Source organism: Pseudomonas sp. GG8, assembly GCF_052976945.1.
In genome coordinates, this window is the sequence record NZ_JBRIIP010000001.1 from 4924720 (window position 1) to 4939529 (window position 14810).

Consider the following 14810-nt stretch of genomic DNA (forward strand, 5'->3'; position numbering starts at 1 on the left):
CTATCAAGGCATCAGCACTAGCGATTAGACGTTATCCGACGACAGGCCTAGGCTAAAGGCAAATAACCTGCCGGTACGATCCCATGCCCGCCAAGCGCACGGTCAGCACGGCGCCCGCGTCCGCCGCAAGCCACGCCTACAGCTACTCAAACCTTGAACGTGAAGCCTCGGGGAGCACGGCGCTGGCCGAAGAGGTGGCGCTGGCCATTGCCTACAATGGCATCAGCCAAGCGGTGATGCTGGTCAGCCCGACCGATCTCGAAGACTTCATCGTCGGCTTCAGCCTGGGCAGCGGCATCATTGCCTCTCCCGACGAAATCTACGACCTGAAGCTCAGCGGCTCGGGTTCTGCGCAGCACGCACAGGTGGAGATCGCCAGCCGCGCCTTCTGGAACCTCAAACAGCAGCGTCGCCAACTGGCCGGGACCAGTGGCTGTGGCCTGTGCGGTGTGGAAGCGGTCGAGCAAGCGTTACCCGAACTCGATGTATTGCCGGGCGCGCCATTGCCGCCTGCGATCTGGCTGGAAGGGCTGCGCCAACGCATCAGCGCATTCCAGCCACTGGGCCAGCATTGCGGCGCGGTACATGCCGCGCTGTTCATGGACAGCACGGGAGAGCTGCTGCTGGGCCGCGAAGACATCGGCCGGCATAACGCCCTCGACAAACTGATCGGTGCGTTGATCCGCCAGAACATTCCATTGACTGGCGGGATTGCCATCGTCACCAGCCGTTGCAGCCTGGAACTGATCCAGAAAGTACTGCGCGCCCGCATTCAGACGCTGGTCAGCCTGTCCTCGCCCACCGGCCTGGCCCTGCAATGGGCACGCCGACACAACCTCAATTTAATCCACCTGCCGCAACACAGTGCGCCGCGGGTCTATAGCCCTGCGATGGAGAATCAAGCGTGAGCATTCGTCACCAAGCCGACAAAACCCCGACGCCCCGCTACAAACCGTACAGAGGCGCGGCGGGCGGCTGGGGCGCACTGGTCAGTGTGACGCAGGCTTGGCTGAGCAGTGATAACGCACTGAAGAACCTGCGCATGATGCTCAAGACTAACCAGAACGGCGGCTTCGACTGCCCAGGCTGCGCGTGGGGCGATTCGCCGGAAAGCGGCATCGTGAAGTTCTGCGAGAACGGCGCCAAGGCGGTCAACTGGGAAGCCACCAAGCGCCGTGTCGATGCCTCGTTCTTCGCCCGCTACAGCGTCAGCGCCCTGCGTGAGCAAAGCGACTACTGGCTCGAGTACCAGGGTCGCCTGACCGAGCCGATGAGCTACAACGCTGAAACCGATCGTTACACGCCAATCAGTTGGGACGACGCGTTCGCCCTGATTGGCAAGCATCTGCGTAACCTGCCAAGCCCAAACATGGCCGAGTTCTATACCTCGGGCCGGGCAAGCAATGAAGCCGCCTACCTGTATCAGCTGTTCGTACGCGCCTACGGCACCAACAATTTCCCCGACTGCTCGAACATGTGCCACGAGGCCAGCGGTGTCGCCCTGGCGCAAAGCGTTGGCGTCGGTAAAGGCACGGTAACCTTCGATGACTTCGAACACGCCGATGCGATTTTCGTTCTCGGCCAAAACCCCGGCACCAACCACCCGCGCATGCTCGAACCGCTGCGTGAAGCCGTCAAACGCGGCGCGCAAGTGGTGTGCGTCAACCCGCTCAAAGAACGCGGCCTGGAACGCTTCCAGCATCCGCAGCACCCGCTGGAAATGCTCACCAACGGCTCGGAGCCGACCAACACTGCGTACTTCCGCCCGGCATTGGGTGGCGACATGGCGCTGTTGCGCGGCATGGCCAAGTACCTGTTGCAATGGGAACGCGAGGCTCAGGCCAACAACGCACCGTCGGTCTTCGATCACGCCTTCCTAAACGAACACACCGACGGCGTGCTTGATTACCTGGCGACCGTCGATGACACCTCGTGGGAAGAGATCATTGAGCAGTCCGGCTTGCCCCTTGCCGATATCGAGCACGCGGCGAAGATGTACTGCAAAGGTCAGAAAGTCATCATGTGCTGGGCGATGGGCATCACTCAGCATCGCCATTCGGTGCCGACCATTCAGGAAATTGCCAACCTGATGCTCCTGCGCGGCAACATCGGCAAGCCCGGCGCAGGCCTGTGCCCAGTGCGTGGTCACAGTAACGTGCAGGGCGACCGGACCATGGGCATCAATGAGCGCCCACCTGCGTTATTCCTTGATGCGCTGGAAAAACGCTTCCAGTTCAAAGCCCCACGCGCATCGGGTCATAACGTGGTGGAAGCTATCCACTCAATGCTCGCGGGCAAATCAAGGGTCTTTATCGGCCTGGGTGGCAACTTCGCCCAAGCCACACCAGACAGCACACGCACCGTTGAAGCCTTGAACAACTGCGACCTGACGGTGCAGATCAGCACCAAGCTCAACCGCAGCCACCTGACTCACGGCGCACACGCACTGATCCTGCCATGCTTCGGCCGGACCGATATTGATATCCAGTCCGAAGGCCCACAAGCGGTGACGGTGGAAGACTCGTTCAGCATGGTTCATGCGTCCAATGGCCAACTGCAGCCCCTGTCCAGACAGATGCGTTCGGAGCCGGCAATCATCGCCGGTATCGCTGCCGCGACCCTGGGCACGCAACCCGTGGACTGGTTGTGGCTGACTGCGGATTACAGCCGTATTCGCGACCTGATTGCTGACACCATCCCCGGTTTCAAGGACTTCAATGAGCGCCTGAAAAATCCGGGGGGCTTCTATCTCGGCAATGCAGCCAGTAAACGCCGCTGGAACACACCCACCGCCCGAGCCAACTTCAAGGCCAACGTCCTGCCGCTGGACCTGGTGCATGAGAACGTACGCTCTACCGGCCAGACTCCCGACCTGATCATGCAGTCCATGCGCTCGCACGATCAGTACAACACCACTATTTATGGGCTGGACGACCGTTATCGCGGGGTCAAAGGTCAGCGGGATGTGTTGTTCGTCAACGAAGCAGACATTATCCGCCTGGGCTTCAAGCCGGGGCAGAAGGCGGACCTGGTGTCGATCTGGGACGATGGTCGCGAGCGCCGCGTAAAAGGCTTCACCCTGCTGGCATTCGATATTCCCGCCGGACAAGCAGCCGCTTATTACCCGGAAGTGAACCCGTTAGTGCCACTCGAAAGCGTGGGTGACGGCAGCCATACACCAACGTCAAAGTTCATCGCTATCCGCCTGGAAACAGCAAGTGACGACGGACGGATTATGTAAACTGACAAGGAACAATGGCATACAGCGACTAACGGCATGTATGCCAAGTAAGCTCAGAGTGCTATTTACAACTAAAGTTCCCGTTAAAAAACAGCATGTTAGTGTTTTCTTATAATACGTGTTACTCGTCGGATTTAGATTGTAGCAATACTGACATGGCCTCAGGATCGCGCCGTCATCCCTATGAGGTTCCATACATGAAGTATTCCTCGATTCTGTTGTTGTCTCTCTCCCTGGCCAGTGGTTTTGCCTCAGCTGGCGGCACCGCTGAAGCCGGCGTGGGCGGTGCATTGGGTGGGGTACTCGGTTCCGTTGTCGGCCAACAATTGGGCGGCAGCACAGGTTCAGCGATTGGCGCTGGTCTAGGCGGTGCGGCAGGTGGCGCAGTGGGCGCAGACCGTCGCAACCGTGGTGAAGCCGCTATTGGTGGCGGCTTGGGCGCAGCGGGCGGCAACGTGCTTGGCCGCAGCGTCGGCGGCACTACCGGCAGCCTGATCGGCGCAGCAGCCGGTGGCGGTGCAGGTGGCGCCCTGGGTAACTACATGGGCAACGAAAGCCGCGACGATGGTCGTGGAGACCGCCGCTACCGTGGTCGCGATGATCGTCGTGATTACCGCGGCGACCATCGCGGTCGTGGTCATGCCTATGGTCATCGCAAACATTGGGATGATCATGATCGCCGCTGAGTGATCGCACGTGTCGCTATATCTGCCGCTGGCTGCACTCCCCACGCAGCCAGCGCTGCTTTAAAGTCCGCTAAACCAACCTTCTGATCAACACCGGTCGCCTGCCCGCTGGGGAGCCGTGTCTGTCATATACCGTCTAATTAGCGCTCGAGTGGACCAACCCAGTCAAACTTGACGCACCACTCTTACAGCGTTTCTGACATTTTCCAGACAAACAAAAACGCCCCCGACCTTGCGGTCGGGGGCGTTTTTTTAACAGCTAACTAATGAATCAGTTGCCGTTTTTCTTGGCAGAGCGGGTGCGCTCGCTTTCACCAAGGATTTTCTTACGCAGGCGGATCGACTTCGGCGTTACTTCGCAGAGTTCGTCTTCTTGAACGAATTCCAGCGCTTGTTCCAAAGTGAAACGGATAGGCGGAACCAAAGCGATGGTTTCGTCTTTACCGGAAGCACGCATGTTATCGAGCTTCTTGCCTTTGGTTGGGTTAACGCCCAGGTCGTTGTCACGGCTGTTGATGCCGACGATTTGACCTTCGTACACGTCTTCACCGTGACCCAGGAACAGCTTGCCACGCGCCTGCAGAGTTTCCAGCGAGTAGGTCAAAGCCTTACCGGTAGCAACCGAAACCAGTACGCCGTTCTGACGACCGGACATGTCGCCGGACTTCATTACGTCGTAACGGTCGAAGATGCTGGTCAGGATGCCGGCACCGGATGTCAGGGTCAGGAATTCGTTACGGAAACCGATCAAGCCACGTGCCGGGATGTTGTACTCAAGGCGAACACGCCCTTTGCCATCCGGAACCATGTTGGTCAGGTCGCCTTTACGGATACCGATTTGCTCCATGATCGCGCCTTGCGCAATTTCCGGCAGGTCGATGGTGACGTTTTCGTACGGTTCGTGCTTAACGCCGTCAACCATACGGATGATCACTTCTGGACGACCAACGCCCATTTCGAAGCCTTCGCGACGCATGGTTTCGATCAGTACCGAGAGGTGCAGCTCACCACGGCCGGACACTTTGAACTTGTCAGCCGAGTCGCCTTCTTCAACGCGCAGTGCAACGTTGAACAGCAATTCTTTGTCCAGACGTTCCTTGATGTTACGGCTGGTGACGAACTTGCCTTCTTTACCGCAGAAAGGCGAGTCGTTTACCTGGAAAGTCATGGAAACGGTTGGTTCGTCAACGGTCAGCGGCTTCATCGCTTCGACGTTCAGTGGGTCGCACAGAGTGTCGGAGATGAACAGCTGGTCGAAGCCGCTGATGCAGACGATGTCGCCGGCAGCTGCTTCTTCAACGTCGATACGGTGCAGACCGTGGTGACCCATCAACTTCAGGATACGACCGTTACGGCGCTTGCCGTCAATGTCGATAGCCACAACTTGAGTGTTCGGCTTGACGCGACCACGAGCGATACGGCCAACGCCGATAACACCCAGGAAGCTGTTGTAGTCCAGTGCCGAGATTTGCATCTGGAACGGGCCGTCACGGTCAACTTGTGGAGCCGGGACGTGGTCGACGATGGCCTGGTACAGCGGGGTCATGTCTTCAGCCATGTCGGTATGTTCCAGACCGGCAATACCGTTCAGGGCCGAAGCGTAGATAACCTGGAAGTCCAGTTGTTCTTCGGTAGCACCCAGGTTGTCGAACAGGTCGAAAATCTGGTCCAGAACCCAGTCCGGACGTGCGCCCGGACGGTCAACCTTGTTGATTACCACGATCGGACGCAGGCCGGCTTCGAAAGCCTTCTTGGTCACGAAACGGGTTTGCGGCATAGGGCCGTCTTGAGCGTCAACCAGCAGCAGAACGGAGTCAACCATCGACATTACGCGTTCTACTTCGCCGCCGAAGTCGGCGTGGCCCGGGGTATCCACGATGTTGATGTGGTAGCCGTTCCAGTTGATAGCGGTGTTTTTAGCCAGGATGGTAATACCGCGCTCTTTTTCCTGGTCGTTGGAGTCCATCACGCGCTCGTCGTTGAGCTCGTTGCGCTCCAGGGTGCCGGATTGACGCAAGAGTTTGTCTACCAGGGTGGTTTTACCATGGTCAACGTGAGCAATGATGGCGATGTTACGTAGATTTTCGATCACTTGTGTATCTCGATCAGAGGATTCGGTCAGCTGCCTATTGTAGGCAGCTATTAACAGTAGAGTCGGCGAAAGCCATGACGGCTTGACGACTGGCGTCGGGGGGCCGGTGACGCAAGCCACAGGCAAACAGCCCCGGGCACTTAGCTCGGTCGATAAACGCGCACATTGGCATGCCCCTCACTGAGCAAATGGTGGGCATGCAGGCGACTCATCACGCCTTTGTCGCAATACAACAGGTACTGGCGAGTCTCATCCAGTTCCTTGAAGCGGCTGTTCAATGCATAGAACGGCAGCGTCTGTATTTCAATGCCAGGCAACTCCAGCGGTTCGTCATGCTGAGCATCCGGATGACGGATGTCGACGATGACCTGACCGGCCAGTGCTTCACTGACTTCCTCGATTTCAATGTCCTGGCCCAATTCGTCGATAACGCGATCGATCGGCACCAACCTGGCTTGCTCAAGCGCACGCTCGAGCACCGCCATATCAAACTGCTGTTCTTCATACTCCACGCGGTTGCGCTTGGCGTGGGTCTTGGGGTTGACCGAAATCACCCCACAATACTCGGGCATGTGCTTGGCGAAATCGGCAGTGCCTATATCGTAAGCCTGATCGATGATGTCTTGCTTGTGGCTGGCGATCAGTGGACGCAAAACCAGCTTTTCCGTGACCGAATCGATCAGCGACAGATTGGGCAGGGTCTGGCTGGAGACCTGAGAGATCGCCTCGCCTGTTACCAGCACATCAATCTCGAGCCGATCAGCGATACGGGTCGCTGCGCGCAACATCATACGCTTCAACACCACGCCCATATGACTGTTATCGACTTTACCGAGAATTTCTCCCAGTACTTCTTCAAACGGGACGCTGACAAATAGCACGCGTTGCGAGCTACCGTACTTCTTCCACAAGAAATGGGCGACTTCCATCACCCCTAATTCGTGGGCGCGACCACCGAGATTGAAGAAGCAGAAGTGGCTCATCAGCCCACGGCGCATGATCTGGTAGGCCGCGACCGTGGAATCGAAACCGCCGGACATCAGCACCAGTGTCTGCTCGAGCGCACCCAGCGGATAACCGCCGATGCTGTTGTGCTGACCGTGAATCACAAACAACCGTTGGTCGCGAATTTCCATGCGCACTTCGATTTCGGGTGCTTTCAGGGAAATTCCGGCAGCGCCGCACTGCTGGCGAAGCTGGCTACCGACGTATTTCTCGACATCCATGGAGCTGAAACTGTGTTTGCCGGCACGCTTGCAGCGCACTGAAAACATTTTGCCGGCCAACGATGCGCCGACGTGTTCTTTACACTTGGCGACGATGTCGTCCATATCGCCTAGCGGGTATTCATTGACCTGCAAAAAATGTGCGATGCCCGGCATGCAACTCAGGCGCTCAATCATCTCCTGCAAGGCTTTCGGCTCGCTAACCCTGGTTTCGACCTCAAGATTGTCCCACACGCCTCCCACCACCAATGCCGGGTCCAGATCACGGAGCACGGTACGGATGTTTTTGGCCAACTGGCGGATGAAACGCTTACGCACCGGCCGGCTTTTGATAGTGATTTCGGGGAAGACTTTTACGATTAGTTTCATGTAAAAAACGCGCGAGGTGCCAGCCGAAAAATAGGGGGCAGGATTATAGCGGAAATTGCTCAAGGTTTAACCAGTTATCGTACAGCCAATATTGCACGCACCAAAAAAGACCGCTCTCTCATCAATCCGCATCATATCAGTGCATCAAATTTTCGATTTATCAGCTTTAATGCCCGCAATGCCTGCGTTTGGCGCGAAAAACCCAAGTCGGGGCACTGGCATGCAATTTGCTCCCTTGTGAGGCAGGTTGCCTTGGCAGAGTATTCGCGCCGGCATCACCCAATTCTAAGGGCCAAACCACTAAAGTGGCCCGAAGCCACCCGGAGGACACCATGTCGAAGTCGGTTCAACTCATCAAAGATCATGACGTTAAATGGATTGATCTGCGCTTCACTGATACCAAAGGCACTCAGCACCACGTGACCATGCCGGCTCGCGATGCGCTGGATGAAGATTTCTTTGAAATCGGCAAAATGTTCGACGGTTCCTCCATTGCGGGCTGGAAAGGCATCGAAGCGTCCGACATGATCCTTATGCCTGACGACAGCACTGCCGTGCTCGACCCGTTCACCGAAGAGCCAACCATCATCCTGGTTTGCGACATCATCGAACCTTCGACCATGCAAGGCTATGACCGCGACCCACGCGCCATTGCCCGTCGCGCTGAGGAATACCTGAAGTCCACGGGTATCGGCGACACTGTTTTCGTTGGCCCGGAACCAGAATTCTTCATCTTCGACGAAGTGAAGTTCAAGTCCGACATCTCCGGTTCCATGTTCAAGATCTTCTCCGAACAAGGCTCCTGGATGTCTGACCAGGACGTGGAAGGCGGCAACCGTGGCCACCGTCCAGGTATCAAAGGCGGCTACTTCCCGGTTCCACCGTTCGACCACGACCACGAAATCCGTACCTCCATGTGTAATGCCATGGAAGAAATGGGCCTGGTCATCGAAGTTCACCACCACGAAGTGGCGACTGCCGGTCAGAACGAAATCGGCGTGAAATTCAACACCCTGGTTGCCAAGGCTGATGAAGTTCAGACCCTGAAATACTGCGTACACAACGTAGCCGATGCCTACGGCCGTACCGCTACCTTCATGCCTAAGCCTCTGTATGGCGACAACGGTTCAGGTATGCACGTACACATGTCCATCTCCAAAGATGGCAAGAACACCTTCGCAGGCGAAGGCTATGCCGGCCTGTCCGATACCGCCCTGTTCTTCATCGGCGGCATCATCAAGCACGGTAAAGCACTGAACGGCTTCACCAACCCGTCGACCAACTCCTACAAGCGTCTGGTCCCAGGTTTCGAAGCACCGGTAATGCTCGCCTACTCGGCTCGCAACCGTTCCGCGTCGATCCGTATTCCTTACGTGTCCAGCCCTAAAGCTCGCCGTATCGAAGCTCGCTTCCCGGATCCAGCAGCTAACCCGTACCTGGGCTTCGCTGCACTGTTGATGGCTGGCCTGGACGGCATCCAGAACAAAATCCACCCAGGCGACGCTGCTGACAAAAACCTGTACGACCTGCCGCCTGAAGAGGCGAAAGAGATCCCACAAGTTTGCGGCAGCTTGAAAGAAGCCCTGGAAGAGCTGGACAAAGGTCGTGCGTTCCTGACCAAAGGCGGCGTATTCAGCGATGACTTCATCGACGCTTACATCGCTCTGAAAAGCGAAGAAGAAATCAAAGTACGCACCTTCGTACACCCACTGGAATACGAGCTGTACTACAGCTGCTAATCCAGTTACGTCAGCCGCATCGACGTAATAGAGGCCTCCTTCGGGGGGCCTTTTTTATGCCTGATATTTTTTAACAATTGGTTTCTGGCTTTGAGCACAACCTGTGGCGTTAACTCTCTGGCTTTATCAGGTCGCCGAATCAGCCAGAGGTCTACCCATGTCGAATTCACATCGACTGCCGCATTTGTCTCTTCTATGTGCGGCCATAGTCAGCATAAGCGCCTGCGCCAATACGCCCACACCCTCTCAACCACCCGACTCGCTGGCGCCCTTGATCCAGACCGTCAGTGAACGCTTGAGCATCGCCGATCAGGTCGCACTCACCAAATGGGACAGCGGAAAACCGATCCAGGACAGCCTGCGCGAACAACAGGTCATCGCCAACGCGGCAAAGCTGGCCCCGGCCTACAAGCTCAATCCCGAAGAAGTCAGTCAATTCCTGGCGGCGCAAATCGAGGCGAACAAGCTGGTGCAGTACACGCTACTGGCCAATTGGCACGCGGCAGGCAAGGCGCCGAATACAGCGAGACCGGACCTGGTCAATCAAGTCCGCCCACAGCTCGACCGACTGCAAATTCGATTGCTGCAAAACTTCGCAGCCTTCACGCCCTACCGGCACGATCCACAATGCCCGACCTGGCTGAACCAGCAACGACAGCTTCAGGCAAACGACGCCATCCATGACATCGCACTGGGACGTGCAGTCGGGGAGCTTTGTATCATCACCCAGCAGCCCCGCTGACAAGATTGCTAACAGCTAGCCCCTCAGGTCTGGAGAACCCGCTTTAGCATGAAAATACGACGCTGAGCCTCCATTACATGACTTCGTATTTCCGACATTTTCTGCAATTCTTGAAGGCTGGTTTGTGCCCCTGATCATGACGTTTACTCGGCTGCGCTCAGGGCGTTTCGCCCTGGCAGACCGAGGAAGTTGAATATGATCAAACAAGCCCTGCTCTCCCTAAGCCTCTTGACTCTCATCGGTACGGCCAACGCCCAGATGAAGCCAGCCATTGATTCAAAGATCCTTTTGCAGAGCTCATCGTCCTGGGACGGCACGCCCTATGTTGCATACCCACAAGGACAGCCAGAACTGACTGTTCGAAAAGTAACCATGGCACCCGGCAGCAGCTTCGATTGGCATTCCCACCCAATGCCGGCGGCCGGTTATGTAGTCTCGGGCGAGTTGATCGTTCAGGCACGGGATAGCGATAAAACCGTAACATTGACAGCCGGACAGGTTTTACCTGAAATGAATAACATTGTTCACCGCGGCCTCAGTGGCAATAGCCCCACCGAACTCATTGTGTTCTATGCTGGCACCCCCGGTATGCCGATATCGGTAGAGCCTACCAACTAAAACCCGTGCTATTGCCATTGGACGATTCCATGCATCGAAGCCTTATATTTCTGCTGCTGTCGATCGCCTTGCCCGCTGCGGCGCAGATTTATAAATACACCGACGCCAATGGCAATCCCGCCTACAGCAATCAACCACCCAACGGCACACCAAGCGAAACCGTGCAGTTGCCGCCACTGAACAGTGTCGATACCAAGAAGCCTGCCGCTCAGCAAAACAACGCGCCCTCCAGCGCCAATCAGGGTCAGTCATCCGACGCCTATGGCGTGCTGACGCTGAGTGACCTGCCGACCGATGAAGCGCTGCGCGCCAACAACGGAACATTCACGATTGGCGTCCAGCTGCAACCACGCCTGCAACCCGGGCATCTCTTGCAACTGGTGCTCGACGGTAACGCTTACGGACAACCCAGCAACGTCCCGAGGCTCCAGGTAGTGAACCTTGACCGGGGGGAGCACAGCCTCGCGGTCCGCGTGATAAACGACCAACAGATCATCCAGCAAAGCCCGACCGTCACGATCAGCGTGCAGCGCGTCCATCTCGGTAAACCTTAAGATGCCTTCCCGATCAAACCCCGTGCGCAGCCTGTTGCTGCTATGCCTGATTTTGTTCGCATTACCAGCGGTTGCCGACGTCTATACCTACGTCGATCCGCAAGGCAACCGGGTGTTCACTGACCAGGCGCACCCTGGCAACGCGCATCGCGTCGAGATCCCGCCCAGCAATATGAGCTCCCAGCCACGCAAGCACGTCGTGCAGAAGGCCCACGCCCCCACAAAACCCGCGCCCATATTCCGCTACCAACTCCTGCGGATCCTGGTGCCCGAACCGGATGCAACGGTGCGCAGCATGACGGGGGAACTGATCGTCAGCGTCAGCAATGACCCGGCCCTGCAGAACGGTCACACGTATCGCTTGCTGGTCGACGGCCAACCCTACGGGCAAGCAGGTCGCAGTCCGGTGTTCCCACTGATCAACATTGATCGCGGGACACACCAGCTGGCCGTCGAGATTATGGATGAAACGGATCGCATCGTAGAGCGAACACCCAACCAGCCCTTCCATATGTTGCGCATCACCCTGGCGCAAAAACGTCTGGCGCAGCCGTGCAAGGAAGCGGATTACGGTGTACGCCCCGAATGCGCCCTTGCCGATAAGCCTGCGGAGAAAAAAAGCAGCCTCCTGCCTTTCTTCTGACCACTCAACAGCGTCAGGCACTATATTGGTGCGATAGCTTGCAGCGTGATCGACGAAGCCGCCCATTTTGGTTCGAAAATCCTGGCGGAGAGCAGCCTCTAACGACCCAATGTCCGAAAAAAGCCCGATTTTGCGGGTTTGGCGCTTCTTTTCGGAGCCTTGGTTTGGTTTTTGCAGATTCGTACTATCAGTACCGTATCAGCGGCTAAACCCATGCTGGCGAAGACCAACCAGCGCCTGCGATCCGGGCCCGCCTGGGGTTGCAATGTGCCAAAAGAGGTCAACGACAAGTAATGACTATCAGTGACGCGCTGCACCGGCTTTTACTCGACAACCTGACCACTGCCACCATTTTACTCAACTCGAACCTGCGTCTTGAGTACATGAATCCAGCAGCGGAAATGCTGCTGGCCATCAGCGGCCAACGCAGCCATGGACAATTCATCAGCGAGCTGTTCACCGAATCGGCTGAAGCACTGAGCTCGCTGCGTCAGGCTGTCGAACAGGCTCACCCGTTCACTAAGCGCGAAGCGATGCTCACCGCGTTGACCGGGCAGACCTTGACCGTCGACTACGCCGTCACCCCGATCCTCAGCGGAGGCGAAACCCTGCTCCTGCTGGAGGTCCACCCACGTGATCGCTTGCTGCGGATTACCAAGGAAGAGGCTCAGCTGTCCAAGCAGGAAACCACCAAAATGCTGGTGCGCGGCCTGGCCCACGAAATCAAGAACCCGCTCGGCGGGATTCGTGGTGCCGCCCAACTGCTGGCCCGGGAGCTGCCTGAAGAGAGCCTCAAGGATTACACCAACGTCATCATCGAAGAGGCCGACCGCCTGCGTAATCTGGTCGACCGCATGCTGGGTTCCAACAAGCTGCCTTCGCTGGCAATGACCAACGTGCACGAAGTGCTCGAGCGCGTGTGCAGCCTGGTCGACGCCGAAAGCCAAGGCTGCATCACCTTGGTGCGCGATTACGACCCGAGCATTCCAGACGTGTTGATCGACCGCGAGCAAATGATCCAGGCCGTCCTCAATATCGTGCGCAACGCCATGCAGGCCATCAGCAGTCAGAACGAGTTGCGCCTGGGCCGGATCAGCATGCGCACCCGCGCCTTGCGCCAGTTCACCATCGGCCACGTCCGCCACCGTCTGGTGTGCAAGATTGAAATCATCGACAACGGTCCGGGCGTTCCGGCCGAGCTTCAGGAAACCATTTTTTACCCCATGGTCAGCGGCCGCCCGGATGGCACCGGGCTCGGCCTCGCGATTACCCAGAACATCATCAGTCAGCATCAGGGACTGATCGAGTGTGACAGCCATCCTGGCCACACCACCTTCTCGATCTTCCTGCCGCTAGAACAAGGAGCCGCGTCGACATGAGCCGTAGTGAAACTGTATGGATCGTCGATGACGACCGTTCTATCCGCTGGGTGTTGGAAAAAGCCCTGCAACAAGAAGGCATGACCACCCAAAGCTTCGACAGCGCCGACGGGGTGATGAGTCGCCTGGCCCGCCAGCAGCCTGATGTGATCATTTCCGACATTCGCATGCCGGGCGCCAGTGGCCTGGAGTTGTTGGCCCGGATCCGCGAACTGCATCCGCGCTTGCCGGTCATCATCATGACCGCGCATTCAGATCTCGACAGCGCAGTGGCGTCATATCAAGGCGGTGCGTTCGAATACCTGCCCAAGCCGTTTGACGTCGATGAGGCCGTGTCTCTGGTCAAACGCGCCAATCAGCATGCCCAGGAACAACACGGCATGCAGGTCGTGCCGGCCCTGACCCGCACCCCGGAAATCATCGGCGAAGCCCCGGCGATGCAGGAAGTGTTTCGCGCCATCGGGCGCCTGAGCCATTCCAACATCACCGTGCTGATCAACGGCGAGTCCGGCACCGGTAAAGAACTGGTCGCCCATGCGTTGCACCGCCACAGCCCGCGCGCCGCGTCGCCGTTCATTGCGTTGAACATGGCAGCGATTCCTAAGGACTTGATGGAGTCCGAGCTGTTCGGCCACGAAAAAGGCGCCTTTACCGGCGCGGCCAACCTGCGTCGCGGCCGTTTCGAACAAGCGGACGGCGGCACGCTGTTCCTTGATGAAATCGGCGATATGCCGGCAGATACCCAGACGCGCTTGCTGCGGGTACTGGCTGATGGCGAGTTCTACCGTGTCGGTGGGCATACCCCGGTCAAGGTCGACGTACGCATCATCGCCGCGACTCACCAGAATCTGGAAACCCTGGTGCAAGCGGGTAAATTCCGTGAGGACTTGTTCCACCGCCTCAACGTGATCCGCATCCACATTCCACGGATGTCCGACCGTCGCGAAGACATTCCGACCCTAGCCAAGCACTTCCTCGCCCGTGCCGCGCAAGAGTTGTCGGTCGAACCGAAACTGCTCAAAGCCGAAACCGAGGAATACCTCAAGCACCTGCCATGGCCGGGCAACGTCCGTCAGCTGGAAAACACCTGCCGCTGGATCACCGTCATGGCCTCAGGTCGCGAGGTGCACATCAGCGACCTGCCACCAGAACTGCTTAGCCTGCCGCATGACGCCGCACCGGTTACCAACTGGGAACATGCGCTGCGCCAATGGGCCGATCAGGCGCTGGCACGCGGGCAGTCCAGTCTGCTCGACAGTGCGGTTCCGACGTTCGAGCGGATCATGATCGAAACCGCCCTCAAGCACACCGCTGGCCGCCGCCGCGATGCCGCCGTGTTGCTGGGCTGGGGCCGCAATACCTTGACGCGCAAGATCAAGGAATTGGGGATGAAAATCGACGGCGACGAAGACGAAGGCGACGACGCCTAAGATCTTTTTGCGCCTTGGTTGATTCCAGATCGCTCACGGGAAGACCTGTCTGCACAGGGAAATGCGATTGTTTGCCCCTACGCAGACTATT

The 14810-nt window shown here is 57.6% G+C and carries 12 protein-coding genes; 10 read left to right on the top strand and 2 right to left on the bottom strand.

Annotated elements, in window-relative coordinates:
* The first annotated feature begins 83 nt into the window (after window positions 1-83).
* The 3 genes from fdhD to ACVBEG_RS23310 all read left to right on the top strand — a co-directional run bounded on the left by fdhD (window position 84) and on the right by ACVBEG_RS23310 (window position 3927).
* Complete coding sequence (fdhD, locus tag ACVBEG_RS23300) at window positions 84-908, top strand: formate dehydrogenase accessory sulfurtransferase FdhD (RefSeq protein WP_322177295.1); 825 nt, start codon at window positions 84-86, stop codon at window positions 906-908.
* Window positions 905-3241, top strand: a complete 2337-nt coding sequence (locus tag ACVBEG_RS23305) for an FdhF/YdeP family oxidoreductase (protein ID WP_322177294.1) — start codon at window positions 905-907, stop codon at window positions 3239-3241. The genes fdhD and ACVBEG_RS23305 overlap by 4 nt, the downstream gene beginning before the upstream one ends.
* Before the next feature lie 197 nt (window positions 3242-3438).
* Window positions 3439-3927 carry a glycine zipper domain-containing protein gene (locus ACVBEG_RS23310; RefSeq protein WP_322177293.1) on the top strand — a complete coding sequence of 163 codons (489 nt, stop codon included), beginning with the start codon at window positions 3439-3441 and terminating at the stop codon, window positions 3925-3927.
* A gap of 271 nt (window positions 3928-4198) precedes the next feature.
* Here the strand turns inward: ACVBEG_RS23310 and typA are convergent, their stop codons facing one another.
* On the bottom strand, window positions 4199-6019 hold the full coding sequence (gene typA / locus ACVBEG_RS23315) for a translational GTPase TypA (RefSeq protein ID WP_447108343.1): 1821 nt from the start codon (window positions 6017-6019) through the stop codon (window positions 4199-4201).
* Window positions 6020-6159: 140 nt separating this feature from the next.
* The gene (thiI, locus tag ACVBEG_RS23320) at window positions 6160-7614 is read right to left on the bottom strand and encodes a tRNA uracil 4-sulfurtransferase ThiI (RefSeq protein WP_322177291.1); all 1455 of its coding nucleotides are present in this window, start codon (window positions 7612-7614) and stop codon (window positions 6160-6162) included.
* Window positions 7615-7946: 332 nt separating this feature from the next.
* Here thiI and glnA point away from each other — a divergent pair, with 332 nt between their 5' ends.
* The 7 genes from glnA (at window position 7947) to ntrC (ending at window position 14719) form a co-directional block, all read left to right on the top strand.
* Window positions 7947-9353, top strand: coding sequence for a glutamate--ammonia ligase (gene glnA / locus ACVBEG_RS23325; protein WP_322177290.1), 1407 nt, complete (start codon window positions 7947-7949; stop codon window positions 9351-9353).
* Window positions 9354-9510: 157 nt separating this feature from the next.
* Window positions 9511-10095, top strand: a complete 585-nt coding sequence (locus ACVBEG_RS23330) for a chorismate mutase (RefSeq protein ID WP_322177289.1) — start codon at window positions 9511-9513, stop codon at window positions 10093-10095.
* Window positions 10096-10290: 195 nt separating this feature from the next.
* The gene (locus ACVBEG_RS23335) at window positions 10291-10713 is read left to right on the top strand and encodes a cupin domain-containing protein (RefSeq protein WP_322177288.1); all 423 of its coding nucleotides are present in this window, start codon (window positions 10291-10293) and stop codon (window positions 10711-10713) included.
* A gap of 29 nt (window positions 10714-10742) precedes the next feature.
* Window positions 10743-11267, top strand: a complete 525-nt coding sequence (locus ACVBEG_RS23340; protein ID WP_322177287.1) for a DUF4124 domain-containing protein — start codon at window positions 10743-10745, stop codon at window positions 11265-11267.
* A gap of 22 nt (window positions 11268-11289) precedes the next feature.
* A complete protein-coding gene (locus ACVBEG_RS23345; RefSeq protein ID WP_322278485.1) occupies window positions 11290-11910 on the top strand; it encodes a DUF4124 domain-containing protein in 621 nt (206 codons plus the stop codon).
* 293 nt (window positions 11911-12203) lie between these two features.
* Entirely contained in the window at window positions 12204-13289 is a 1086-nt protein-coding gene (glnL, locus tag ACVBEG_RS23350; protein ID WP_322177286.1) for a nitrogen regulation protein NR(II), read from the top strand.
* Window positions 13286-14719: a nitrogen regulation protein NR(I) gene (ntrC, locus tag ACVBEG_RS23355; protein WP_322177285.1), complete on the top strand. Its 1434-nt coding sequence runs from the start codon at window positions 13286-13288 to the stop codon at window positions 14717-14719. The genes glnL and ntrC overlap by 4 nt, the downstream gene beginning before the upstream one ends.
* Window positions 14720-14810 lie beyond the last annotated feature (91 nt).

Bases quoted from the DNA above. Each gene is read 5' to 3' on its own strand.
- fdhD (WP_322177295.1), top strand. From the start codon at position 84: ATGCCCGCCAAGCGCACGGTCAGCACGGCGCCCGCGTCCGCCGCAAGC.
- ACVBEG_RS23335 (WP_322177288.1), top strand. From the start codon at position 10,291: ATGATCAAACAAGCCCTGCTCTCCCTAAGCCTCTTGACTCTCATCGGT.
- ACVBEG_RS23340 (WP_322177287.1), top strand. From the start codon at position 10,743: ATGCATCGAAGCCTTATATTTCTGCTGCTGTCGATCGCCTTGCCCGCT.
- glnL (WP_322177286.1), top strand. From the start codon at position 12,204: ATGACTATCAGTGACGCGCTGCACCGGCTTTTACTCGACAACCTGACC.
- ACVBEG_RS23330 (WP_322177289.1), top strand. From the start codon at position 9,511: ATGTCGAATTCACATCGACTGCCGCATTTGTCTCTTCTATGTGCGGCC.
- thiI (WP_322177291.1), bottom strand. From the start codon at position 7,614: ATGAAACTAATCGTAAAAGTCTTCCCCGAAATCACTATCAAAAGCCGG.
- glnA (WP_322177290.1), top strand. From the start codon at position 7,947: ATGTCGAAGTCGGTTCAACTCATCAAAGATCATGACGTTAAATGGATT.
- ntrC (WP_322177285.1), top strand. From the start codon at position 13,286: ATGAGCCGTAGTGAAACTGTATGGATCGTCGATGACGACCGTTCTATC.
- ACVBEG_RS23310 (WP_322177293.1), top strand. From the start codon at position 3,439: ATGAAGTATTCCTCGATTCTGTTGTTGTCTCTCTCCCTGGCCAGTGGT.